The 22,455-nt window shown below is 70.9% G+C and carries 25 protein-coding genes; 16 read left to right on the top strand and 9 right to left on the bottom strand.

Going from position 1 to position 22,455, the window contains the following annotated elements; genetic code table 11:
* Positions 1-15: 15 nt before the first annotated feature.
* Both ABD235_RS32050 and pdxH read left to right on the top strand, forming a co-directional pair.
* Complete coding sequence (locus ABD235_RS32050; protein WP_344180996.1) at positions 16-654, top strand: hypothetical protein; 639 nt, start codon at positions 16-18, stop codon at positions 652-654.
* A 25-nt stretch (positions 655-679) separates the two neighbouring features.
* Positions 680-1,303, top strand: a complete 624-nt coding sequence (gene pdxH / locus ABD235_RS32045) for a pyridoxamine 5'-phosphate oxidase (RefSeq protein WP_425553209.1) — start codon at positions 680-682, stop codon at positions 1,301-1,303.
* A 44-nt stretch (positions 1,304-1,347) separates the two neighbouring features.
* On the opposite strand, the gene ABD235_RS32040 is transcribed toward pdxH, so the two are convergent.
* Complete coding sequence (locus ABD235_RS32040) at positions 1,348-3,519, bottom strand: MMPL family transporter (protein ID WP_344180992.1); 2,172 nt, start codon at positions 3,517-3,519, stop codon at positions 1,348-1,350.
* 95 nt (positions 3,520-3,614) lie between these two features.
* Between ABD235_RS32040 and ABD235_RS32035 the strand changes: the two genes are divergently transcribed.
* From ABD235_RS32035 to ABD235_RS32020, 4 genes are all read left to right on the top strand, one after another.
* The gene (locus tag ABD235_RS32035; RefSeq protein WP_344180990.1) at positions 3,615-4,319 is read left to right on the top strand and encodes a TetR/AcrR family transcriptional regulator; all 705 of its coding nucleotides are present in this window, start codon (positions 3,615-3,617) and stop codon (positions 4,317-4,319) included.
* A 266-nt stretch (positions 4,320-4,585) separates the two neighbouring features.
* Positions 4,586-4,879 (top strand): hypothetical protein, encoded by a 294-nt coding sequence (locus tag ABD235_RS32030; RefSeq protein ID WP_344180988.1) that lies wholly within the window; start codon positions 4,586-4,588, stop codon positions 4,877-4,879.
* Positions 4,879-5,829: an SPFH domain-containing protein gene (locus ABD235_RS32025; RefSeq protein WP_344180986.1), complete on the top strand. Its 951-nt coding sequence runs from the start codon at positions 4,879-4,881 to the stop codon at positions 5,827-5,829. The genes ABD235_RS32030 and ABD235_RS32025 overlap by 1 nt, the downstream gene beginning before the upstream one ends.
* A gap of 4 nt (positions 5,830-5,833) precedes the next feature.
* Positions 5,834-6,457: a CGNR zinc finger domain-containing protein gene (locus tag ABD235_RS32020; protein WP_344180984.1), complete on the top strand. Its 624-nt coding sequence runs from the start codon at positions 5,834-5,836 to the stop codon at positions 6,455-6,457.
* Here ABD235_RS32020 and ABD235_RS32015 read toward each other — a convergent pair.
* Positions 6,454-7,872: a dihydrolipoyl dehydrogenase family protein gene (locus ABD235_RS32015; protein ID WP_344180982.1), complete on the bottom strand. Its 1,419-nt coding sequence runs from the start codon at positions 7,870-7,872 to the stop codon at positions 6,454-6,456. The two genes, ABD235_RS32020 and ABD235_RS32015, sit on opposite strands and share 4 nt — an antisense overlap.
* Before the next feature lie 97 nt (positions 7,873-7,969).
* On the opposite strand from ABD235_RS32015, the gene ABD235_RS32010 reads away from it, so the two are divergent.
* On the top strand, positions 7,970-9,265 hold the full coding sequence (locus tag ABD235_RS32010) for a hypothetical protein (RefSeq protein ID WP_344180980.1): 1,296 nt from the start codon (positions 7,970-7,972) through the stop codon (positions 9,263-9,265).
* Here ABD235_RS32010 and ABD235_RS32005 read toward each other — a convergent pair.
* The 3 genes from ABD235_RS32005 to ABD235_RS31995 all read right to left on the bottom strand — a co-directional run bounded on the left by ABD235_RS32005 (position 9,258) and on the right by ABD235_RS31995 (position 11,846).
* Positions 9,258-9,992, bottom strand: a complete 735-nt coding sequence (locus tag ABD235_RS32005) for a hypothetical protein (RefSeq protein WP_344180978.1) — start codon at positions 9,990-9,992, stop codon at positions 9,258-9,260. The two genes, ABD235_RS32010 and ABD235_RS32005, sit on opposite strands and share 8 nt — an antisense overlap.
* Before the next feature lie 82 nt (positions 9,993-10,074).
* Positions 10,075-10,989 carry a glycosyltransferase family 2 protein gene (locus tag ABD235_RS32000; protein WP_344180976.1) on the bottom strand — a complete coding sequence of 305 codons (915 nt, stop codon included), beginning with the start codon at positions 10,987-10,989 and terminating at the stop codon, positions 10,075-10,077.
* The gene (locus ABD235_RS31995; protein ID WP_344180974.1) at positions 10,986-11,846 is read right to left on the bottom strand and encodes a glycosyltransferase family 2 protein; all 861 of its coding nucleotides are present in this window, start codon (positions 11,844-11,846) and stop codon (positions 10,986-10,988) included. The genes ABD235_RS32000 and ABD235_RS31995 overlap by 4 nt, the downstream gene beginning before the upstream one ends.
* 143 nt (positions 11,847-11,989) lie before the next feature.
* Here ABD235_RS31995 and ABD235_RS31990 point away from each other — a divergent pair, with 143 nt between their 5' ends.
* The 6 genes from ABD235_RS31990 (at position 11,990) to ABD235_RS31965 (ending at position 17,272) form a co-directional block, all read left to right on the top strand.
* Positions 11,990-12,484: a DUF2231 domain-containing protein gene (locus tag ABD235_RS31990; protein ID WP_344180972.1), complete on the top strand. Its 495-nt coding sequence runs from the start codon at positions 11,990-11,992 to the stop codon at positions 12,482-12,484.
* A 168-nt stretch (positions 12,485-12,652) separates the two neighbouring features.
* A complete protein-coding gene (locus ABD235_RS31985; RefSeq protein WP_344180970.1) occupies positions 12,653-13,282 on the top strand; it encodes a TetR family transcriptional regulator in 630 nt (209 codons plus the stop codon).
* Between the two features lie 136 nt (positions 13,283-13,418).
* Positions 13,419-14,387, top strand: coding sequence for an ROK family protein (locus ABD235_RS31980; RefSeq protein ID WP_344180968.1), 969 nt, complete (start codon positions 13,419-13,421; stop codon positions 14,385-14,387).
* On the top strand, positions 14,384-15,520 hold the full coding sequence (gene nagA, locus ABD235_RS31975) for an N-acetylglucosamine-6-phosphate deacetylase (protein ID WP_344180966.1): 1,137 nt from the start codon (positions 14,384-14,386) through the stop codon (positions 15,518-15,520). The genes ABD235_RS31980 and nagA overlap by 4 nt, the downstream gene beginning before the upstream one ends.
* On the top strand, positions 15,502-16,425 hold the full coding sequence (locus ABD235_RS31970; protein WP_344180964.1) for a 1-phosphofructokinase family hexose kinase: 924 nt from the start codon (positions 15,502-15,504) through the stop codon (positions 16,423-16,425). Before nagA ends, ABD235_RS31970 begins: the two co-directional genes overlap by 19 nt.
* Before the next feature lie 10 nt (positions 16,426-16,435).
* Positions 16,436-17,272, top strand: a complete 837-nt coding sequence (locus tag ABD235_RS31965; RefSeq protein ID WP_344180962.1) for a class II fructose-bisphosphate aldolase — start codon at positions 16,436-16,438, stop codon at positions 17,270-17,272.
* 37 nt (positions 17,273-17,309) lie between these two features.
* Here the strand turns inward: ABD235_RS31965 and ABD235_RS31960 are convergent, their stop codons facing one another.
* On the bottom strand, positions 17,310-17,564 hold the full coding sequence (locus ABD235_RS31960) for a hypothetical protein (RefSeq protein WP_344180960.1): 255 nt from the start codon (positions 17,562-17,564) through the stop codon (positions 17,310-17,312).
* A gap of 85 nt (positions 17,565-17,649) precedes the next feature.
* Between ABD235_RS31960 and ABD235_RS31955 the strand changes: the two genes are divergently transcribed.
* From ABD235_RS31955 to ABD235_RS31945, 3 genes are read left to right on the top strand one after another with little or no spacing between them, the layout of a single operon-like run.
* A complete protein-coding gene (locus ABD235_RS31955) occupies positions 17,650-18,207 on the top strand; it encodes a TetR/AcrR family transcriptional regulator (RefSeq protein WP_344180958.1) in 558 nt (185 codons plus the stop codon).
* A 43-nt stretch (positions 18,208-18,250) separates the two neighbouring features.
* Positions 18,251-18,823: an HIT family protein gene (locus ABD235_RS31950; RefSeq protein ID WP_344180956.1), complete on the top strand. Its 573-nt coding sequence runs from the start codon at positions 18,251-18,253 to the stop codon at positions 18,821-18,823.
* A 19-nt stretch (positions 18,824-18,842) separates the two neighbouring features.
* Positions 18,843-20,141 carry an APC family permease gene (locus ABD235_RS31945; protein ID WP_344180954.1) on the top strand — a complete coding sequence of 433 codons (1,299 nt, stop codon included), beginning with the start codon at positions 18,843-18,845 and terminating at the stop codon, positions 20,139-20,141.
* On the opposite strand, the gene ABD235_RS31940 is transcribed toward ABD235_RS31945, so the two are convergent.
* The 3 genes from ABD235_RS31940 to ABD235_RS31930 are packed head-to-tail and all read right to left on the bottom strand — an operon-like array spanning position 20,107 to position 22,441.
* The gene (locus ABD235_RS31940; protein WP_344180952.1) at positions 20,107-21,159 is read right to left on the bottom strand and encodes an ABC transporter permease; all 1,053 of its coding nucleotides are present in this window, start codon (positions 21,157-21,159) and stop codon (positions 20,107-20,109) included. The two genes, ABD235_RS31945 and ABD235_RS31940, sit on opposite strands and share 35 nt — an antisense overlap.
* Entirely contained in the window at positions 21,156-22,052 is an 897-nt protein-coding gene (locus ABD235_RS31935; RefSeq protein WP_344180950.1) for an ABC transporter ATP-binding protein, read from the bottom strand. Before ABD235_RS31935 ends, ABD235_RS31940 begins: the two co-directional genes overlap by 4 nt.
* Positions 22,049-22,441 (bottom strand): GntR family transcriptional regulator, encoded by a 393-nt coding sequence (locus tag ABD235_RS31930; protein ID WP_344180948.1) that lies wholly within the window; start codon positions 22,439-22,441, stop codon positions 22,049-22,051. The genes ABD235_RS31935 and ABD235_RS31930 overlap by 4 nt, the downstream gene beginning before the upstream one ends.
* Positions 22,442-22,455 lie beyond the last annotated feature (14 nt).

Below are 22,455 nucleotides of genomic sequence, written 5' to 3'. Positions count from 1 at the left end.
GCCTAGGCTCGAAAGATGAACCCCAAGGCGTTGATCGGCGTGGTGGCCGGGATCCTGCTCGGCTGGTTGATGGTGGCACTCGGCTCGTACGCCGGGACCGAGCTGTACACGCGGCGGCTGCAACGGTTCGACGACGCGCAGTCCGAGACGCTGCCCTGGCTGCTCCTGCTGATCGCGATCGGGTTGGTGCTGGGCGGCCTGATGGCGATCCGGTCGTTCGGCGCGGGCGTGATGGCCGGCACGGGTCTGCTGATGACGGTCGCCGGGGTCGCGGTCCAGGTGCTGCCGATCAGGTCGGTGATCGACCTGATCAAGCTGTTCGAGCTGCCGGGCGTGAGATACCGCGGCGGAGGGGGTCTCCTGCTGGTGGACGGCGCGCTGGTGGTGCTCGGGATCGTGCTGCTTGTGGTCGGCGTACGGCGGATGGCGACCGACTCCAAGCGGGAGATGCCGCGGGCCTACCTGGACAGCCAGGCTCGGCCAGGCCTCCACCCGGGCCAGTACCAGCCAGGTCAGTACCAGCCCGGCCAGCAGCCGCAGGGCCAGTACCACCCCGGCCAGCAGCCACCGAGCGAGTACCAACCCGGCCAGTACCACCCGGGCCAGCAGCCCCCGGGCCAGACCTTCCCGAGCCAGCAGGACCGCCCGCACTAGTCTCAGCTGTGTGGACCTAGCAGAGATGCGGCAGACCTACGGCCTCGGTGAACTGATCGAGGACCAGGTCGACGCCGATCCGATCAAGCAGTTCGGCCTCTGGCTCGCCCAGGCGACCGAGGCCGGGCTGGCCGAGCCCAACGCGATGGTGCTCGCCACAGTCAGCGGTGACGGCCGTCCGTCGGCGCGGACCGTGCTGCTGAAGGGCCTGGACGAGCGCGGCTTCGTCTTCTACACCAACCAGCAGTCCCGCAAGGCCGACGACCTCGCCGCCAACCCGGCCTGCGCGCTGGTCTTCCCGTGGCACGCGATGGAGCGCCAGGTCCGCGTCGAGGGCACTGCGACCAAGCTCCCCGCCGAAGAAGTCGACCCGTACTTCGCCAGCCGCCCGCGCGGCTCGCAGCTCGGGGCCTGGGCCTCCCAGCAGTCGCAGCCGGTCGAGTCCCGCGAGGAGCTGGACCTGCAGTACGCGTCGTACGAGCGGCAGTGGCCCGAGGGCACCGAGATCGCCACCCCGTACTTCTGGGGCGGCTACCGGATCGAGCCGACCGCCTTCGAGTTCTGGCAGGGCCGGACCGGTCGCCTGCACGACCGCCTGGCCTACCGCCGGAACGAACAGACCTGGGACCTGGTCCGGCTCCAGCCCTGACAGCGGAGTCGGCGGCGCCGAGCTCGGTCTCGGGCTGAGCCGCGCTACCGGTTGGCGAACTCCGGCTGGGCCGGCTCAACAGCAGCCGGTTCCTCCCGGAAGCCGTGCCGCTGCCACCACCTGGCCAGCGGCGCCGGCGCCCACCAGTTCGCCTTGCCCAGCAGGCGCATCGTGGCCGGCACCAGCAAAGCCCGGACGACGGTCGCGTCCAGCAGGATCGCGATCACCAGCCCGACGCCGATCATTTTGACGAACACGATCCCCGACGTCGCGAACGCCGCGACCACGATGATCAGCAGCAGCGCGGCGCTGGTGATGATCCCGCCGGTGCGCTGCAGCCCGAGCGCGACCGCCTGCGTGTTGTCACCGGTCCGGTCGTACTCCTCCCGGATCCGGCTCAGCAGGAACACCTCGTAGTCCATCGACAGCCCGAACAGTACGGCGAACAGCAGCACCGGGTTGGTCGCGTCGAGGAAGCCCGCCGGGGTGAAGTCGAGCAGCCCCGACAGGTTGCCGTCCTGGAAGATCCAGACCATCGCGCCGAACGACGCCGACAGCGACAGCACGTTCATCAGCAGCGCCTTGGCCGGCAGCACCAAGGAGCCGAAGGCAACGAACAGCAGCACGAACGTGACCAGCACGATGAACCCGGCCATCCACGGCGCCCGCTCGGCCAACACGTCCAGCAGGTCAACCAGCGCAGCGGTCTCGCCACCAACCTCCACCGACGTACCCGGCGGCGCGGCGACAGCACGAACCCCGTGCACCACGTCCCGAGCCGGCAGCTCCTGAGCCGTGTAGTGCGTGTGCACCACCACCGATGCCACCCCGTCGGCGTACCCGCCGACCCGGGCACTGTCCACGTCATCGATCTGCTGCAACGAGGAGACATACCCACTCAGCGCGGCAGCAGGATCGGCAGGCGGCGAAGCGAACCGCACAGCCACCAGTACGTCGGACCCGCCGGCCCCCGCGAAGTCGCGCTGCAGGGTCTCCGTCACCTCGCGGCTCGACGCGCCGTCCGGCAGCGCCCGGTGGTCGACCCCGCCCAGTTGCGCCTGCAGGAAGGGAATCCCGAGCACCAGCATCAGCGGCACCAGGACGACGACGTACCGCACCGGACGCCGCATCACGCTCCGCGCGAGCCGGTACCAGGCGCCGTGGTCCGAGACGCCGACGTGGCGACGGAAGATCGGCAGCCGCAACTTGTTCACCCGATGTCCCAGTACGCCGAGCAGCGCGGGCAACGCGGTCAGCGCCGCGATCATCGCGACCGCGACGGCCGCCGCGCCGCCGTACGCCATCGAGCGCAGGAACATCACCGGGAACAGCACCAGGCTCGAGATCGCCACTCCCACGGTGATCCCGGAGAACGCGACCGTCCGCCCGGCCGTGCCCATCGTCCGGACCAGCGCCGCCTCGACGTCGTCACCGGCCGCGAGCTGCTCGCGGAACCGCGTCACCACGAACAACGCGTAGTCGATCGCGAGCCCGAAGCCGATCATCGTCACGATGTTGATCGAGAACACCGACACGTCGGTGACCAGGCTCAGCCCGCGCAGCACCACGAACGCGCCGAGGATCGACAGCCCGCCGACGAACAGCGGCAGGCTCGCCGCGACCAGACCGCCGAAGACCACCACCAGCAGCACCAGCACGATCGGCAGCGAGATGGTCTCGGCCTGGACGATGTCGTGCTCGGTCTGGGTGTTCACCTCGTCGAACACCGCGGTCTCGCCGCCGACCTGCACGTCCAGCCCGGCCGGAGCCGTCCGGACCGCGGCGGCGATCTTGTGGAAGGACTCGAGTCGCTGCTCGGGATCCGCCCCGGCCAGCGTCAGTACGGCGTACGTCGTCCGCCGGTCTGATGCGACGAAGGCCGGTGAACGAGTCGACCAGTACGTCGCACTGCTGACCACGTCCTCCCGCGGCAGCCCGTTCAGGTGCTTCTCGACGCTCTGCCGGTACGCCGGGTCGGCGACCGTCAGGTCAGCGCTGCGGTAGAGCACGATCACGTCGGTCCCGGTCCGCCCGACGGTCTGCTCGATCGTCTTCACCGCCCGGGCCGCCTCGGTGTCCGGGGCCTCGAACCCGCCGTTGGCCAGCGAGCCGAAGACGCCGGTGCCCCAGACCAGGGCCGCCAGCACGAACACGCTGGTCAGCGCCAGGATCAGGCGGCGGCGCCGATACGTGAGCCGTCCGAGCGTCTCGAACACAGGACCCCTCCCGAGGGCGTACATTGAACAGTGGTCGCGATGGTGAACACCGTTAACTGTTAACGGTGTTAGCTGCGTTGTCAAGGGAGTCGGGTGTGGAAACGAGACGGGATCGCCAGCGGGCCGCGACGGTCGCCGAGATCAAGGCGGCCGCCCGCAAGCTGCTGGTCGCCGGTGGCGTGAGCGCGGTCGGCCTGCGCGCGGTCGCCCGCGAACTGGGCCTCAGCGCGCCGGCCCTCTACCGGTACTTCGCGAGCCACGAGGACCTGATCTCGGCCGTCGTCGCCGACCTGTACGACGAGCTGACGGCGTACCTGGTCGCCGAACGCGACACCAGCGGCGACCTCGGCGAGCAGCTGTTCCTGGTCGCGGGCGGGCTCCGGACCTGGGCGCTCGAGCACCCGGCCGAGTTCGGGCTGCTGTTCGGGGCGCCGGTCCCGAACCCGAACGCCGACGACCACGAGCTGACGCCCGGTCACCAGGCGGCGATGCGGTTCGGGGCCGTGTTCAAGGACCTGGTCGCGAAGGTCTACCGGCAGCAGCCGTTCCCGAGTCCGCCGGAGGAGTTGCTCGGTGCGGAGCTGGTCGCGCAGCTGACCCAGAAGTCGGAGTTCTTCGACGGGATGCCGCCGGGCGCGGTCTACTTGTCGCTGACCTACTGGACCAGGCTGTACGGCCTGATCTGCATGGAGGTCTTCGGCCAGCTGCACTGGGCGCTGGACGACGCCGGAGCGTACTTCGACGCGCAGCTCCGGGAGATCGGCGAAGCGCTGGGGCTCGACTGCCCGCCCGCAGAATGAAAAAGACCCGCAGACACTTCCGAACGACCCGACCGGGTGGCCGGACGCTGGGCCAGGCGGACTTTCCTGGCTGTCTGCGGGTCCGGTGGCAGGCGTTGGATTGCCTGACCACATAGCCCACGTACTGCTAGTGGTTGACGGTCAGACCGCCGCCACCTCACGAGTCCGGTTGCAATTCATGCGTTGGACCACCTCCCTTCGCGTGTACTCAGAACCTACGTCGCGATCGACCGCCGTTCAACCACTTTTCGTGATCCCATGAGGGCATGGTTTTCAGGCTCGGACTGCCCGTACTGATCCTGCTCGTCGGAACCGCCTGGTTCGCCTGGGCGTCGTACCGCCGGGCCACCCTCGCGGAGCGCTCCGTGATCGAACTGACCGGCGAGACCAAGGCGCTGGTGCAGGAGGTCCGGGCGCTCGAGAAGGCGGTCGCGGCGGCGGAGCAGGGCCTGCGTACGCTCAGCTCCCACCCGTCGGTGCCGCGCGATGTCGCGGTCACCGCAGACCTGACGCTCGCCGACATCCGGCGGCTGACCGAACGCAAGGAGCTCGACACCTGATGGCCAAGCTGGGGACCACCACCGTCACGAAGAAGGGCGGCGTCGCGGGCAAGCTGGTCGGCGGAGGCATCGTCCTCGTCCTGCTGATCATCGTGCTCGCCAACCTGTTCAACTTCGCCGACACCGACGCCAACAAGATCGGTCTGCACTACGGCGGCGGCGTGGTCGAGGACAAGAAGTTCAAGTCGATCATCCCGCCGGGTGCGACGAACAAGCTGATCGGCCCCGGCGACACGGTCTACAGCTACCCGATCGACCAGCGCTCGTACATCATCGGCGGGGCCGGCGCGGACACCGACAACGCCGACGAGGTGACCGTCGTCAGCAAGGACAACGTCCGGCTCGGCGTCCGGGTCCAGGTCTACTTCACGCTGAACCGCGAGCAGGCGGTCCTGCAGTCGTTCCACGAGCGGATCGGCCTGAAGACCGAGGCGTACGAGGACCACGGCTGGAACGACATGCTGCAGTCGTACTTCCGGCCCCAGATCGACCGGGCGCTGGCCGCGGTCGGCACGAACTACAACTGGGCCGAGCTGTACAACAACGAGGCGAAGAAGTCCGCCTTCCAGACCGCCGCGGCCAAGGAGTTCACCCGGCTGCTGCCGGCCGCCGTCGGGGGCGACTACTTCTGCGGCCCGTCGTACACCGGCAACAACGCCTGCGGCGAGCTGTCGTTCACGATCCAGAAGCCGAACCCGCTGGACAAGGGCATCATCGACGGCCTCGAGGCCAAGCAGCGCGCCGAGCTGGCCAAGCAGGCCCAGGAGCAGAAGAACCAGCAGGTCAACGTCGAGCTGCAGTCGGTCAAGCAGCAGGTCGCGATGCTGGGATCGAACGGCTACCTGCTGAAAACCGCGATCGAATCGGGCAAGATCCAGTTCATGGTGATCCCGCAGAACGGCAACGTCAGCATCCCGGTGCCGACGCCGACCGCGCCGACCCCGCGCTGACCCGATGTCCGCGCTGCCGTCCCACCTCGAGCTCGTCCAGGGCGTCGTACTGCCGAAACCGGTCGGTGCGGATCCCGTCCTGGACTTCCTCAACACGCGGTCGGACTGGACCGACCGGGGGCCGGCCCGCACGGAGTGGCTGACCAGCTTCGAGACGCTGGTGATCTGGACCGGGTACGTCGGCCTGCTCTCCGACGCCGGAGTGTTCCGGCTGATCGAGCAGGCCGCCGGCCGCCCGACCGACGCGGCCCGGCGGTTCGACGCGGCCCTGGAGTTCAGGGCCGACCTGTACGACGTACTGACCGACTCCACCGCGACGTCGTCGTTCGCCGCGGTGGAGCGGGTGATCGCCCGGGCCGCCGCGCACCGGCGGCTGCTGCCGATGCCGACCCTGCACGGCCTCAGCGCGAACTGGGACCTCCCGGAGGATCTCAACCTCCCGCTGGATCACCTGGCCCTGCTGGCCGCCGACCTGCTCACCGGCTCGTCGCGGGCCCACGTCCGGCGTTGCCCGGGCGACGCGTGCGGCTGGCTGTTCCTCGACGCCCGCGGCCGCCGCCGGTGGTGCTCGATGGCCACCTGCGGCAACCGCGCCAAGGTCCGCGCGCACGCCGCCCGCACGCGCTAGGGACGCCCGTAGGTCTCCAGCAGGCGCAGCCAGATCTCGTTCACCGTCGGGTACGCCGGTACGGCGTGCCAGAGCCGGTCCAGCGGGACCTCGCCGACCACCGCGACCGTCGCGGCCTGCAGCAGGTCGCTGACCTCGGGCCCGACGAACGTGACGCCGAGGATCACCTTGCGGTTCTCGTCGACGATCATCCGCGCCTTGCCCTTGTAGCCGTCCTGCCGGACGCTCGCGCCGGCCACGTTGCCGATGTCGTAGTCGACCGTCCGGGTGGTGTAGCCGGCCTCGCGCGCGGACTTCTCGGTGTGCCCGATCGACGCGACCTCGGGGTCGGTGAACGTCACCTGCGGCACCGCCTCGTGGTCGGCCGTCGAGACGTGGGTGCCCCACGGCTTGTCCGACACCGGCTTGCCGTTGGCCCGGGCCGCGATCACGTCGCCGGCGGCGCGCGCCTGGTACTTGCCCTGGTGCGTGAGCAGCGCGCGGTGGGTCACGTCGCCGACCGCGTAGAGCCAGTCGAACCCCTCGACCAGCATCGTGTCGTCGGTCGTCAGCCAGTCGCCGGGCTTCAGCCCGATCGTGTCGATGCCCAGGTCGTCGGTCCGCGGCTTGCGCCCGGTCGCGACGACGATCTCGTCGGCCTCGATCGTCTTGCCGTCCGCGGTCTCCACGGTCACCGTGTCGCCGGACCGCGTGACCTTGCTGGTGGTGGTGTCGAGCAGCACGGTCGCACCGAGCTCCCGCAACGACTCCACGACCATCTCGCCCGCGAACGGCTCCAGCTGGGACAGCACCTTCCCGCGCACGATCACCGTCACCTCGGAGCCGAACCCGGCGTACGCGGTCGCCATCTCCACGGCGACCGTTCCACCGCCGATGATCACCAGCCGGTCGGGCACCGACTTCGCGCTGGTGACCTCGCGGCTGGCCCACGGGTTCGCCTCGGCCAGGCCCTCGATGTCCGGGATCACCGGGTCGGACCCGGTCGCCACGGTCACCGCGTGCCGGGCCGTCAGCACCGTCGTCCCGCCGTCGGGTCCGGTCACCGTGACCTGCTTGGGCCCGCTGAACCGCGCGTGGCCGCGGACCAGCGTGATGCCGGCCCCCTCGACCCACTCGACCTGCCCGGCGTCGTCCCAGTTGCTCGCGAACGAGTTCCGGCGGTCCAGCACCGCCTGGACGTCGAGCTTGCCGGTCACCGCCTGAGCCGCGCCCGCGACGTTCTGCGCGGCGCGCAGCGCCTGGCCCGGCCGAAGCAGCGCCTTCGACGGCATACAGGCCCAGTACGAGCACTCGCCCCCGACCAGCTCACTCTCGACCAGCGCGACCGTCAGCCCACCCTGCACGGCGCGGTCCGCCACGTTCTCGCCCACAGCTCCGGCGCCCAGCACGATCAGGTCGTAGTCCGTCGTCTCCATGGCTCCTGCATATCACCCGCCCGCAGCGCCGATCGGTAACTTCCGCCTGCCCGGCTGCATCTAGTTCGTAACCGGTAATCCAAGAGGGGTGTGTCCCGTGAGAAGTGTCGCCACGGCCGTAGTGGCCGGACTGGTCCTGACGCTCGGCCTGGCGAGTCCCGCGGCCGCCGCCGACCCCGCACCGACGAACGTGAAGGTGGCGTGGTCCAGCACCGCGCACACCCACGTCCGGGTCACCTGGAACGAGGTGGGGTCGCTGCCCAACCGGGTGTTCCCGCAGTACCCGTCCGGCCTCGGCACCGAGACGGCGAGCACCGCGGCCGCACCGAACCAGGTGGACCTGCCGGTCGGGCTGTTCAGCAGCCAGCCGTCGGTCCGGATCGCGGTGTACGCCGGTACGGCGGCCGGGGGCTCCACCAGCCCGGCCGGCCTGTCGGTTCCCTTCGACACCCTGGCCACGAACGCCCCGGTGGTCGACCAGGTCATCGCCGGAGCGGACAACCACTTCGCCATGACGTGGCACGCCGGCCCCGCCAAGACGGACCCCAACGCCGGTGACCCGCTCGACCTGCCCACCGCGCCGCACACCTTCCAGGTCTACGCGAGCCTGGCGACCGTGACGATCTGGGACGTCGTGGTGCCCTGGACGACCGCGACCACGGTGACCTTCCGGACCACCGACAAGCCGCCGATCACCGTCAACGTGTACGAGCGCAACGAGTGGATGGTGACGTCGCCCGGAACCTCGCTCGCCTTCGACACCGAGCGGTTCGGCGCCGTGACCGTCCCCGCCTCGACTACGTACGGGCAGCCGACGGTGATCAGCGGCGTGATCGAGCGGCTGAGCCGGTTCTGCGACCCGGGGCCGTGCTGGGCGGACCGTGTTGGTGAGGCGCCTCGGCCGGTCGTCCTGCAGGCGCGGGCGAACGCCGCTTCGCCCTGGTACGCCGTCGGCACGGTCCAGAGCGGGACAGACGGCCGGTTCCGGTTCGCGCCGGTGGCCTACGGAACGCGGGACTACCGGATCGCCGTACCGGACAAGCTCGGCGCCGACAGCTTCGGTCTCGGCGTCATCGGTCCGGCGTACACCACGCTCACCCGGCCGAAGGTGCTCGCTTCGTTCGCCGATCCGACCGTGACGCTCGGTCAGCCGGCCCGGGCGCGGATCTCCGTCTCGCCCGCGGCGAACGTCAGAACCACCCTGCAGCGCTGGGACGGCACGGCCTGGCGTGACCTCAAGTGGGTCGACCTGACGAGCGGCTGGGGCGACTACACGTTCGTCGCGACCCAGCGCGGCTCACACGCGTACCGGTTCCTCGTGCCGTCCTTCACGTACGGCGGCCGCCCCTTGGCCTGGCAGGTGTCGCCGACCTTCGTCCTGACTGCTAGTTGAACAAGGCCGGGTCGACAGCGATCCAGGTGTGCCGGGCGCGGGCCAGGATGCGGCCGTCGGAGTCGTACAGCGTGGTCGCGGTGAAGGTCTTGCGGCCGGACTCGCCGAGGTTGCGGCCCATGATCACGCACGGTTCACCGAGCTGCGGCTGGGCGTCGACGCAGGCGGTCATCCGGCCCAGCACCGAAGGCCGCCCGTCGAGGTCGATGCTCCAGCCGCCCGGACAGTCGAGGGCCGCCCACAGGTGCACGGGCGCCACCAGGTCGTCCTCGGCCGCGGCCAGGTCGGCGGCAGGCGTCCACGTGCACGCCGTCCGGCCGTCCTCAAGCGCACCCGGCCGGAGCCGCAGCCCGGCTTCGTTCTCCGGCCCGCACACGAAGCATCCGGGGAACGGGTGGTTCCGCAGCCCCCGGTACGACGACTCGGCGGCGCGCGCTTCGTCGTACCGGACCGGGTCGATCGCCGCGTCGCCCAGGACGTCGGCGGGCACCGGCTCGGCCTCCGCGACCACGGTGTCGCCCGGCGCTCGCAGGAACGCGCTGCCGTCGCCGGTGCTCAGGCCGAGGTCGGTCTCGAGCGGCGGCGGCATCCGCAGGGTCACCTGCGGGACGGTCTCACCGGATCCGCCCAGTCGAGTCCCGACCAGACCGGCCGTGTAGCCGCCGTTCGCGGACTTGTCCGGACCCCGGAACCGCCGCTCGATCCGCAGCAACTCGTGCGTCGTCATGCCCACCGATCCTACGTGCGGCACCGCGCCGCCCGACCGCGGCCGGGTCGGCACCCGCCGCACACCGAAGCGTCCTGACGGGTCAGGAAACGTAGCGCCGGGCCTTGCTGTGCAGCTGCATCTCCTCCAGCAGGCGGTATCCGCGCTCGACGTCGTCCGGTACGACGTCCCGCTCGCGCAGCACCCAGGGCACACCCCGGACGGCGTCGGCGAGCGCCAGGGCGGTGACGCGGTCCCGCGGCAACTGTCGGACGAGCCGCACCGTACGGCGGGTCGCGCTGCCGGCCGGCCGCCGCAGCCAGGTGAACCAGAGCGTGTTGCGGATCCCGTGCCGTCGCCGGAGGTGGGGATCGCGCAGCGTCGAGGCCCGGTGGTGCGCGACGACCTCGGGCACGTACGCCATCCGCCAGCCCCGGCGGGCGAGGTCCGAGGCCAGCAACTCCTCCTCGCCGCCCAGCCACAGCCGTTCCGAGAACCCGCCGACCTCGACGAAGGCACTCCGGCGGACGATCGACACTCCGGCCAGGAAGCTGAGCAGCGGATGCCCGGGCAGACCGTCCGGCCGGTCCAGCGGGCTGGCTGCCATCTCCTCGCAGATCGCGTCGAGCGTTCCGCGCGGTTCCACCACGATGCCGGCGTTGACCACGGCCAGCGTGGGGTGGCGGTCGAGCAGGTCCGCGGCCAGCGACAGCGCGCCCTCGTCGTACCAGGTGTCGTCGTCGCAGAACGCGACGTACTTGGTCGTCGTCGCGCGGACGCCGAGGTTGCGGCCGACCGCGCCCAGGTTCCGGCCTGGTGAGATCAGCGTGGCGGCGGGGTGCCGCTCCCGGACCATCGCCGACGTGCCGTCGACCGAACCGTTGTCGACGGCAACAATCGGTGGCTTCTCCGGCAAGCGTTCCAGCGCGGTCAGTGAGCGGTCCAGCTCGGCGCACCGGTTGTAGCTGATCACGACCACGGAGATCCGGTCGTCCCCGGCCGCGGGTGAGCGGTTCATGCCTGCCACCACTCGAGCAGTCGGAGCTGGGTCTCCACCTCGGCGGGCACCCGGCGCCGGGCCTGCAGTGCGGCAGGGATGCGTGGCAGCGCCGACGCGACGGCGCCGGCACCACCGGGCGCCGTCAATGTGCCCGTGGCCTGCTTCAGTACGACGGGCCAAGGACGCCGCATCACCGCGGTCAGGATCGCGTTCCGCGCGATCAAGGCCGTCCGGCCGTTGCGGCGCCGCTGGGTGGACGGGTGGTGATGCACCACCAGTTCGGGCACGTACCGCATCGCCCAGCCCTCGGCCGCGAGGTCCAGCGCCACCCTGGCTTCCTCGCCGGCGAAGAAGATCACCTCGTCGAAGCCGCCGACGGCCAGGAACGTCTCCCGCCGTACGACGGCGCCGCAGGCCGCGAACCCGAGGATCGGCCGCCCCGGCAGCTCGTCGTCCCCGGCGAGCGGGGACAGCGCCATCACCGCGCAGAGCGGGTCCTCGACCTCTTCCGCGCGCAGCAGGATCCGCCCGGCCAGCAACCCGATCCTCGGGTGCGTGTCGAGGATCTGCTGGGCGGTTGCCAACGCGCCGGGCGCCCACCACGAGTCGTCGTCGGCGAACGCGACGTACGGCGTCCGCGCCCGCTCGACGCCGAGGTTGCGCGCCTGCGCGCCGGCGTTGGCGGGCAGCGCGACCAGGTCGACGTCCGGGTGGTCACGAGCCACCATCTCGGCCGTGCCGTCGGTCGACCCGTTGTCGACCAGCACGACCGGCCGCTGGTGGCGCGGCAGGCTCGCGCGCAGTTCCTCCTTGCGGTTACGGCTGATCACGACGGTCGTCACCGCCGCCGCCTTCGCCGGATCTGAAATGGCCATGGGAAGAGGTACCCGAGCACCGGGGGCAGCAATCGGCCGCGAGAACCCTGGACCGCCGCTGCGATCACCGGCCGTACGCATGGCGTGACCCTTCCGGTGGGTACCGGGGGAACACCTCAACAGCGCGTACCGAAGGAGTTGCCATGAAGAGCCGGGCTCGCGCGATGGGCCACGCGGTCCATCCGGTGATGATCGTCTTTCCGCTGGGACTGCTGAGCACCGCCGTGGTCTTCGACATCCTGCACCTGATCACCGATCGGGCCGGCTTCGCGCTGGCGTCGGGGTACCTGATCGCCGCCGGCGTCATCGGTGGACTCCTGGCCGCGCTGCCGGGCACCGTCGACTATCTCGCGATCCCGTCGGGCACCCGCGCCAAGCGCGTCGGCGCGCTGCACGGGATCGGCAACGTCGTGGTGCTGCTGCTCTTCGCCGTCAGTTGGCTGCTGCGCAAGGGCGCCGACCAGTGGGATCCGCCGGTCTTCGCCGTCGTGCTCGGGTTCGCCGGTGTCGCGCTGGCCGGTGCCACCGGTTGGCTCGGCGGTGAGCTGGTCGAACGCCTGGGGATCGGCGTCGACGAAGGCGCTCATCCTGACGCTCCCAGCTCGCTGTCGCGGTCCGAGGTCCGCCCGACGAGCTGAAAACACGTCCGCAGAACTGCACCATCAAGGGTTTTCCCGCGTTCCCAGAGATTTACTGCTCCGAGCACTCTCATTCAAACGTCCGTTTGAACTATGCTGACTGCAGGCTACGGCGCGTAAGCAGGTGGGGTGCCTGCGCGAGCGGTGGCCGGGGGGAAGGAGAACTCTGTGGAAACACCACCCGTGGAATCGACCCGGGAGCGGTTGCTCAACATCGCCGAGCAGCGGTTCGGCGAGGGCGGCTACGAAGGGACCTCGCTGCGCGCGATCACGGTCGCGGCAGCCGCCAACATCGCGGCGGTGAACTACCACTTCGGCTCGAAGGAGGCACTGCTCCGGGCCGCGGTGGCGCGCGCGATGGCACCGGTCAACACCGAACGCCGGCGCCGGCTCGACCAGCTGGAGGCGGCCGGGCAGCCGACCGCCGAGCAGCTGATCAGGGCGTTCATCGAGCCCGGGCTGGACCTCGTCCTGCGCCGGGGGGAGCGGGGCGCGATCGTGGCCCGGTTCATCGGCCGGGTCGCGTTCGACCCGAGCCGGCGGATCCGCGAGCTGTACGCCGCGGAGGCGGACCCGGTCGAGGCCCGCTACCTGGCGGCGCTGCAGCAGGCGCTGCCGAGAGCGGCACCGGAGTCGGTCGCGTTCGGCTACGTCAACATGCTCGGTCTGCTCGCGCTGCACCAGTCGCAGGCGCTGTCGCGGGCCCCGGGCACCGAGGACGTCGACGACGCCAGTAGGTTGGCCGAGAACCTGATCGCCTTCCTGGTGGCCGCTTTCGACCGCGGCCTGCGCGCCTGACGCGACGTACCGTGTCCGACAGGCCCGTCGCAGCCTTCGAAGCGGCGGGCCAGTAGGTCAACTGGTCTGGCGAATACTGTCCACCGATTGCTCACGGATGTTCGAACCCCTGGGTAACGCTGCATAATGGCGCTCCGTGGAGCCCTGTGAAGTCGTGGTTGCCGTCGATCTCGGTGGAACCCGGATGAAGTGCGGCCTGGTCGCCGCCGACGGTGCCGTGCTGCACCGCGAGACCAGGTCGACGCCCCGGGCTCTGCCGCCCTCCGGAGGCGGTGGCCGCGCGGTGCTGGACGCGCTGCTGGAGACCGTCGTCGAGCTGAGCCAGAAGGCCGCTGCCGACGGGCACCGGGTCCGCGCGGTCGGCGTCGTCGTACCGGGCATCATCGACGCCGAGCAGGGCACGGTCAGCGCCGAGAACCTGCTCTGGGTGAACACCCCGGTCCGCGCCGAGATCCAGGCCGCGCTCGGCCCCGACCACCAGGTCCACCTCGCCCACGACGTCCGCGCCGGCGGTTACGCCGAGCTGCGCCAGGGCGCCCTGCGCGGCACCACGAACTCGCTCTTCCTCCCGCTCGGCACCGGCATCGCGGCCGCGATGGTCGTCGACGGTTCCCTGGTCAGCGGCGACGGGTACGCCGGTGAGCTCGGCCACACCCGCTTCGTGCACGGCGAGGCCGCCGAGCTGTGCGCCTGCGGCCAGTACGGCTGCCTGGAGACGGTCGCCTCCGCGGCCGCGCTCGCCCGCCGGTACGGCGCTCGCACCGGTCGCGTCGTCGACGGCGCCCGCGAGGTCCTGGAGCTGCTGGCCGAAGGCGACGCCGACGCCGCGATCGTGTGGGACGAGGCGCTGACCGCGCTGATCGACGCGCTGGTGCTCTACACGACGCTGGTCGCGCCGACCCGGATCGCGATCGGCGGCGGACTGGTCGGAGCCGGGGAGACCCTGCTCGCGCCGTTGCGCGCCGGCGTGCACGAGCGGCTGACGTTCCAGCGCGAGCCGGAGATCGTCGCCGCGGAGCTCGGCGAGGAGGCCGGCTGTCTGGGCGCCGCCTTGCTGGCGTGGGATCGGGTGACTGTGGACGAGAGCGGAGAGCAGACCGAATGACGACGTACAAGGTGGGCCGGCTGGTGACGCCGGACGACGTCCTGGAGAGCGCCTGGCTCCAGATCGAGGACGGCGACATCCTCGCCTTCGGCCGCCGGTCCGAGGGGATGCCGGCCGACGGGCAGCGCCCGCAGGACCTCGGCGACGCCACCGTCGTCCCCGGGTTCGTCGACATCCACACCCACGGTGGCGGCGGTTCGACGTACTCGACGACCGACCCCGAGGAGGCGCGCAAGGTCGCGGCCTTCCACGCCCGGCACGGGACCACGACGACGATGGCCAGCCTGGTCACCGGGCCGCTCGACGAGCTCGTGTCGCAGACCGCGTGCCTGGCCGACCTGGTCACCGACGGCGTGATCGCGGGCGTCCACCTGGAGGGCCCGTTCCTGTCCGAGGCGCGCTGCGGGGCGCACGAGCCGACCTTGCTGCGCGACCCGGTCGAGGGTGACGTCGCCAAGGTGCTCAGCGACGCGGTGAAGATGGTGACGATCGCGCCGGAGCTGGAGCACGGGCTGGACGCGATCCGTCAGGTCGTCGACGCCGGCGTGGTCGCCGCGCTCGGGCACACCGACGCGACGTACGAGCAGATGATCGCGGGGGCGGACGCCGGGGCGACGGTCGCGACCCACCTGTTCAACGGGATGCGGCCGTTCCACCACCGCGACCCCGGTCCGGTCGGTGCCGCGCTCAACGATCCGCGGCTGCTGCTCGAGGTGATCAACGACGGCATGCACCTGGACCCGCAGGTGGTCCGGGTCGCGCTGGCCGCCGCCGGGGTGAACCGGATCGCACTGATCACCGACGCGATGGTCGCCACCGGCATGCCGAACGGGCGGTACAACCTCGGCAGCCTCGAGGTCGACGTGAAGGACGGGCTGGCCACGCTCGCCCACGGCTCGCACTCGATCGCGGGCAGCACGCTGACCATGGATGTTGCCTATCGCAACGCCGTGAACGCCGGAGTCTCGCTGGTGGACGCGTCGCGGATGGCGTCGACGACGCCGGCCGAGGCGTTCGGGTGGTACAACGTCGGGGGCATCGAGACCGGCAAGCGTGCCGACCTGGTCGTGCTCGACGACGACTACACCGTCCAGAAGGTGATGCGCCGCGGCGAGTGGCTCGAGACGTCGTGATCGGCACCGTCACGCTCAACCTCGCGCTCGACGTCACGTACGCCGTCGACGAGCTCGTGGTCGGCGCCAGTCACCGGGTCGACGCCGTGCGGACACGGGCCGGCGGCAAGGGAGTCAACGTCGCCAGGGTCGCCGCCACGCTCGGCCACCAGGTGCTGGTGCTCGGCTTCGTCGGCGGAGTCACCGGCGAGCAGGTCGCCGAGGAACTCTTCGACGCCGGACTGACCTCGCTGCTCACCCCGATCAAGGGCGAGACCCGGCGCACCGTTGCCATCGTCAACGGTGTCGACGGCGACGCGACGATCTTCAACGAGACCGGCCCGGCGGTCGCGGCCGACGAGTGGCGCGCGCTGACCGAGCGGATGCCGTGGCAGCGGCTCGGCGTACTGGCCTGCTCGGGCAGTTTGCCGCCCGGTCTGCCGGCCAACGCCTACTCGGAGCTCGCGACGCTCGCCTGGCAACGCGACGTACGGACCGTCATCGACACCGGTGGGCAGGCCTTGCTCGCCGCGGCCGAGGCCGGCGCGGTCGTCCGGTCGAACGCGGCCGAGCTGCACGAAGCCCTCGGCGACGACATGACCGTCGAGGACGGCGCGCGCCGGCTGGTCGACTTCGGCGCCACCGCCGCCGTGATCACCGACGGCCCGCGCGGCATGGTCGCCGCGAGCCGGACCGGCGTCTGGCGCGCCGACCCGGTCGAGCGGGTGGCCGGAAACCCGACCGGTGCAGGGGATGCGTGCACCGCCGTCGTCGCCGCCGCGATCGCCGAGTCGGCCCAGCCGGACTGGTCGCTGGTGCTCAAGTCCGCGGTGGCCGCGTCGGCCGCCGCCGTCCTCACACCGGTTGCCGGTGACATCGATCTTGCGGCGTACCGGCGGTGGCAGCCGCAGGTCGTCGTCCGATAAGGAGAAGCTCATGCCGTTGGTGTCCGGAGCCGAGGTCGTGCTGGCCGCAGCCCAGGCGGGCCGTGGAGTCGGCGCGTTCAACGTGATCCAGCTGGAGCACGCGACCGCGCTGATCGCCGGGGCCGAGCAGGTCGGCGCACCGGTGATCCTGCAGATCAGCGAGAACGCCGTGAAGTACCACGGCGCGCTCAAGCCGATCGGCGTCGCCACCCTGGCGGCCGCGGCCGCGGCGAGCGTGCCGGTCGTCGTGCACCTCGATCACGCGATGGACCGCGACCTGGTCACCGAGGCGGTGTCGCTCGGCTTCACCTCGGTGATGTTCGACGCGTCCAAGCTCGAGTACGCCGACAACGTCACCGCGACCAGCGAGGTGACCGCGTACTGCCACGAGCACGGCGTGTTCGTCGAGGCCGAGATCGGTGAGGTCGGCGGCAAGGACGGCGTGCATGCGCCCGGCGCCCGGACCAGGCCCGACGAGGCGCTCGCCTTCGCCGAGGCGACCGGCGTCGACGCGCTCGCGGTGGCGGTCGGCTCGTCGCACGCGATGACCGAGCGGACCGCGGAGCTGGACTTCACGCTGATCGGTGAGCTGCGGGCCGCCGTACCGGTTCCCCTGGTGCTGCACGGTTCGTCCGGTGTCGCCGACGAGGACCTGACCCGCGCGGTCGAGGCCGGGATGACCAAGGTGAACATCGCGACGCACCTCAACAACGTGTTCACCGGGGTCGTCCGCGAGATCCTCGCCGACCAGCCGACGCTCGTCGACACCCGCAAGTACCTCGGCCCCGCCCGTACGGCGGTCGCGTCCGAGGTCGCGCGGCTGCTGACGATCCTGAAGGCGGTCTAGCCAGGTCGCGGCGGCGCTCGCCTTCCATCGCCCGGGCTCAGAGCGAGGCGTTGCCGCGGACCCAGCCACGGCGGAGTTCGTCGTGCGCGGTCTGGGCGCGGGCGCGGGCCGCCGGGTCCGGGACCTCGAAGTCCTCGAGCAATCGGCGCAGCGCGAGCTCGAGCGCCGCCACCACGGCCTGCTCCTCGGTCACCGGGGACTCGCAGACGCCGGCCACGCCTTCCGCCAGCGCCGCCAGCGCGGTCGCCTCCGGCCCGGTGAGCTGGAGCCGGACCTCGGTTCGTGATTCCACCTGGACCTCCTGGTGCCTTGGTACAGTCATCGTGGATGCAACGCCGGCGTTTCACAAGGGGCCCGGTAGTGAGGAGTGCGGCGCGATGACGGTCACGGTCGACGAGACGCTGCGGGCGGCGACGGTCGCGGTGCTGGCCGAGCACGGCTGGGACGGTGTCACGCTGGAGCGCGTGGCCGAGCAGGTCGGCCGGTCCCGGGTCACGCTGTGGCGGCAGGGCTTCACGGTGGAGGCGCTGCTGAACTCGCTGCTCGACGCGCTGGCGACCGACTACCGCGACGCGATGTGGCCGGTGCTGACCGCCACCGGGTCCGGCCGGCAAGGCCTGGTCAAGGCGCTGAACGCCTTGTTCGACGTACTGGATCGGCATCTTCCGCTGATGATGTCGTCGGACCTGGTCTTCCACCGGGAGCAGGAACGCAACGGCTCGGTGGTCTACCTGGAACCGTTCGAGCGGTTCCTGCGCGAGGGCGCGGACGACGGTTCGCTGCACCCGCGGGGCCGGGTCGACGACGTCGCGGAGATCGTGATGGTGAGCGCGACGACCACCTACGTGCACATGCGCGGCCGGCACCACTGGTCCAAGGCGCGGGTCCGCGGACTGACCCTGGACCTGATCCTGCGCGGCCTGGTCGAACCGTGAGCGTGCAACAAGGCTGTTGCAATTTCTGCAACAGAGGCGTTACATGGAGATCGACCTGACCATGCTGCCGAGGGGAACCGCCATGACACTGCCGTACGCCGAACCGCTCACCCGGCTGACGCCCGGACCGCGGGTGATCCCCGAGCCGCCGCGCGTCGGTGAGCCCGGCGGAGCTCCCTGCGGGCTCTGCGCCTGGATCGCCGACCCGGCCGCGTCCGGCCATGAACCGCCGTTGTGGCAGAACGACGACTGGGTGCTGTGCCGGGCGACCGAGGTCACCATCCCGGGCATCGTCTGGCTGACCACGCGGGAGCACCACGACTCGTTCGCCGATCTGCCCGACCGGGTCGCCGCCGGGTACGGCGGTGTGGTCGCCCGGATCGAGCGGGCCATCCTCGCGCTCGGCGACATCGCGCGGGTGCACGTCTACCGCTGGGGCGACGGCTCGTCGCACTTCCACATCTGGTTCTACCCCCGCCCGCTCGGGATGCTCGAAGCCCGTCGCGAGATGCTTCCGCTCTGGGCGGACCTGATGCCGGCGGCCCCGGCTGCTGTCGCGGCCGAGGCCGAACAGAAGATCGCCGCGGCCTTGAGAGCGGGCGACCCGCAGACATGAAGTCCACGGAGCAGCAGGTATGAACCCGGACGAGCCGACGCCGAGCGCGGGTGACCCGCAGCCGGGCCTGGTGCGCGGGCTCGGGGTGACGGACGCGGTGGTCATCGGGCTGGGCTCGATGGTGGGCGCCGGCGTGTTCGCCGTCTGGGCGCCGGCTGCCCAGGCCGCCGGCGGCGCGCTGCTCGTCGGCCTGGTGATCGCCGCGATCGTTGCCTACTGCAACGCGGCGTCCTCGGCCCAGCTGGCGGCGCAGTACCCGGTGTCCGGTGGTGCCTACGTCTACGGCCGCGAGCGGCTCTCACCCACCGTCGGCTTCCTGGCGGGCTCCTGCTTCGTCCTCGGGAAGACCGCTTCGTGCGCGGCCATGGCGCTGACCTTCGCCACCTACGCGGTCCCGGATCCCGGCTGGCTGCGCCGCGGCGTCGCGCTGCTCGCGGTGATCCTGCTGGCGGCGGTGAACTACCGCGGCGTCACCCGGACAGCGCGCCTGACCCGCGTCCTGGTCGTCTGCTCGTTGGCCGTCCTCGCCCTGGTCCTGGTGCTCCTGCAAGCCTCGGCCGGCACCGATCCGCTTCCGTCGGTGTGGCCCGGGGGAACCAGTGTGTACGGCGTGCTCCAGGCGGCCGGCCTGCTGTTCTTCGCCTTCGCCGGGTACGCACGGATCGCGACGATGGGGGAGGAGGTCCGCGACCCGGCCCGGACCATCCCGCGCGCCGTCTCGATCGCGCTGCTGATTGCCGTAGGCATCTACTTCGTGATCGGCCTGATGCTGCTGAGGTCCGTCGGAGCCCCCGGCCTGGCGGCTTCCGGCGCGCCGCTGACGACAGCGGTCCGCGCCGCCGAGGCCGCGTGGGCGGTCCCGATCGTCCGGGTCGGCGCCGCGCTGGCCAGCCTGGGTGCGTTGCTGGCGTTGATCGCCGGGATCAGCCGGACCGCCTTGGCGATGGCTCGCAACGGCGACCTACCGGGCTGGCTCGCGGCAGTTCATCCACGCTTCCGTGTCCCGCACCACGCCGAGGTGGCGCTCGCCGTCGTGGTCGGCGTCCTGGTGCTGACCGTCGACTTGCGCGGCGTGATCGGCTTCTCGTCGTTCGGTGTCCTGCTGTACTACGCGGTCGCCAACGCGGCCGCTTTCACCCAGACCCGGGACCAGCGTCGCTGGCCCCGGGCTGTCAATGTCCTCGGACTGCTGGGATGTGTCGTACTCGCCTTCACCTTGCCGCCCGCCTCGGCGATCGCCGCCGCCGTCGTACTGGCGGTGGCGCTGCTGGCGCGGTGGCTGATCAGGTCAGGTCGCGTCGGATCCGCCAGAAGCTGAAGCCGGTCAGGCCGAGCGCGAGCAGCAGGAACAGCCCGAACTCGCGCCACTGCAGGCCCCAGAAGTGACTGGCCGGGTGGTAGCTGATCTGCTGCCGGTACCCGTCGTCCGCGAGGCGCTGGAAGCAGGCACTCAACGGCTGCCGGCTCCTGGCTTCCTCCTCGGTGGCGTTCGGTGGAGGCGGCCCGCACTCGGCGACGTAGCTGGGCAGGGTCTTCTGGACCTGCCCGGCCGAGTTGACCGTGTTCTCGGACAGCTTCCAGTTGCCCTCGCCGGGGATCTTTGCCTCGACGCGCATCACGACCGCGTTCTCCTCCGGACCTGACAGCTGCAGCCCGCGCATGTTCTCCGGCGTGACGACGACGGTGGTCTCGACCGGCGTCATCAGGTGCGGCCGGATCAGGATCGGCGACAGGATCTGGATCGCGATCACCCCGGCCAGGGTGATCGCGATCGCGACCACACTGCGCCGGACGAGCAGGCCGACCGCGACCCCGAGCGCGAAGGCGAACGCCGCGTAGCCGATCGGCACGACCCCTCGCGCGCCGAAGACCGCGGGCAGCAGCCGGGGAACGTTGTAGACGCCGGCCGCCTGGCCCGTGTCGATCGCGTCGTCGATCGGGTCGGACCACCACGAGACCGCGAGGCTGAGCAGGCCGGTGACGACCATCGCGCCGACCCCGGTGATCAGCAGTTTCGCGACCAGCCAGCGGGTCCGGGTGATGCTCTGGTTCCAGACCAGCCGATGGGTTCCCGCCTCCAGCTCACGGGCGATCAGGGGCGCGCCCCAGAAGGCGCCGATCACCGGCGGAGCGGCGTACACGAGTGCTTGGCCGGCGATGTACAGGTACTGGTTGATCCGGTCGAACTGGATCTGCTTGAGGAACTCGTCGGGCCTGAGCTTGTAGGTGTCCAGCAGCCCGGGCCCGGTCACGGCCAGGAAGACGCCGAGCAGCACGATCGCGCCGACGACCACCAGCGCCTGCAGGCGGAACTGCCGCCAGGTCAGCCAGATCATCGCTGCACCTCCAGGACGGGTCGGTCGTTGGACTTGTGCTTCGTCGCCGCCGAGCGGCCCATGTAGGCCAGGACGATGTCCTCGAGGGTGAGCTGCGAGACCGACCAGGCCGGGTCGAGGACCGGTTCGTCGGTCCGGATCAGGAACGTGGACTGGCGATCGGTGTGACTCGCCGAGATCACGTACTGGTTCTGCGGCATCGACTTCTCGTCGCGCCGCGGACCGACCAGCCGGTAGTGCGTGGCCAGCAGGGTCTCGATGTCACCGCTGATCTGCACCCGCGAGTCGACCAGGACGACCAGGTAGTCGCAGGACCGTTCGACGTCGGAGACCAGGTGCGAGGACAGGACGACGCTCAGCTCCTGCTCGGTGACGGCCTCCATCAGGTCCTGCAGGAACTCGCGCCGCGCGAGCGGGTCGAGTGCCGCGACGGGCTCGTCGAGGATCAGCAGCTCGGGTCGTTTCGCGATGCCCAGCGTGAGTGCGAGCTGTGCCCGCTGACCGCCGGACAGCCGGCCCGCCCGCTGCTTCGGGTCGAGGCCGAGGCGCTCGATCCGCTGCTGTGCAAGGGAGTCGTCCCAGCCCGGGTTGAGGTGCTTGCCGAGCTTGAGGTGGTCCGCGATCGACAACCGGCTGTACGTCGGGGTGTCCTGGGCGACGAACCCGATCCTGGCGAGCTGGGGCCCGCCGGTCGGCGCGTCCAGCACCTCGATGCTGCCGGTGGTCGGCGTCAGCATGCCGACGGCGAGGTTCAGCAAGGTGCTCTTGCCGGCGCCGTTCGGGCCGACCAGGCCGACGACGCGTCCGGCCGGGAGGTCGAGCGTGCAGTCGGTGAGCGCCCAGCGGCGCCCGTACTTCTTGCCCAGTCCCTGGGCTCTCAACGCGGCGGTCATGCTATGTCCTCCTGAGCGGCGGACCGAAACGTGGCCTTGAACAACGCCTCGATGCTCTCGTCGTCCAGTCCCGCTTTACGGGCCTTCGACAACCATCGCTGCAGGTCCGCACGCAGTGGACCGTGAGCGGCGAGGCTGTGGTCGGTCAACGTCCGCGTCACGAACGTCCCCCGCCCCGGCCGCGCCGCGACCAGTCCTTCGTGCTCCAGCTCGCGGTAGGCCTTCAGCACCGTGTTCGGGTTGATCGCGAGACTCGCCACCACGTCCTTCACCGTCGGCAGCTGATCCCCTTCGCGCAGCAGCCCGAGCCGCAACGCGTTGCGGACCTGCTGCACGACCTGCTGGTACGGCGAGACCCCCGACCGCCCGTCCAGATGGAACTCAATCATCTGTCACCCCATTG

Origin of the sequence: Kribbella lupini (assembly GCF_039529595.1) — a bacterium.
In the GTDB taxonomy this organism is placed as follows: Bacteria; Actinomycetota; Actinomycetes; order Propionibacteriales; family Kribbellaceae; genus Kribbella; species Kribbella lupini.
This window is presented reverse-complemented; position numbering and strand designations above follow the sequence as displayed.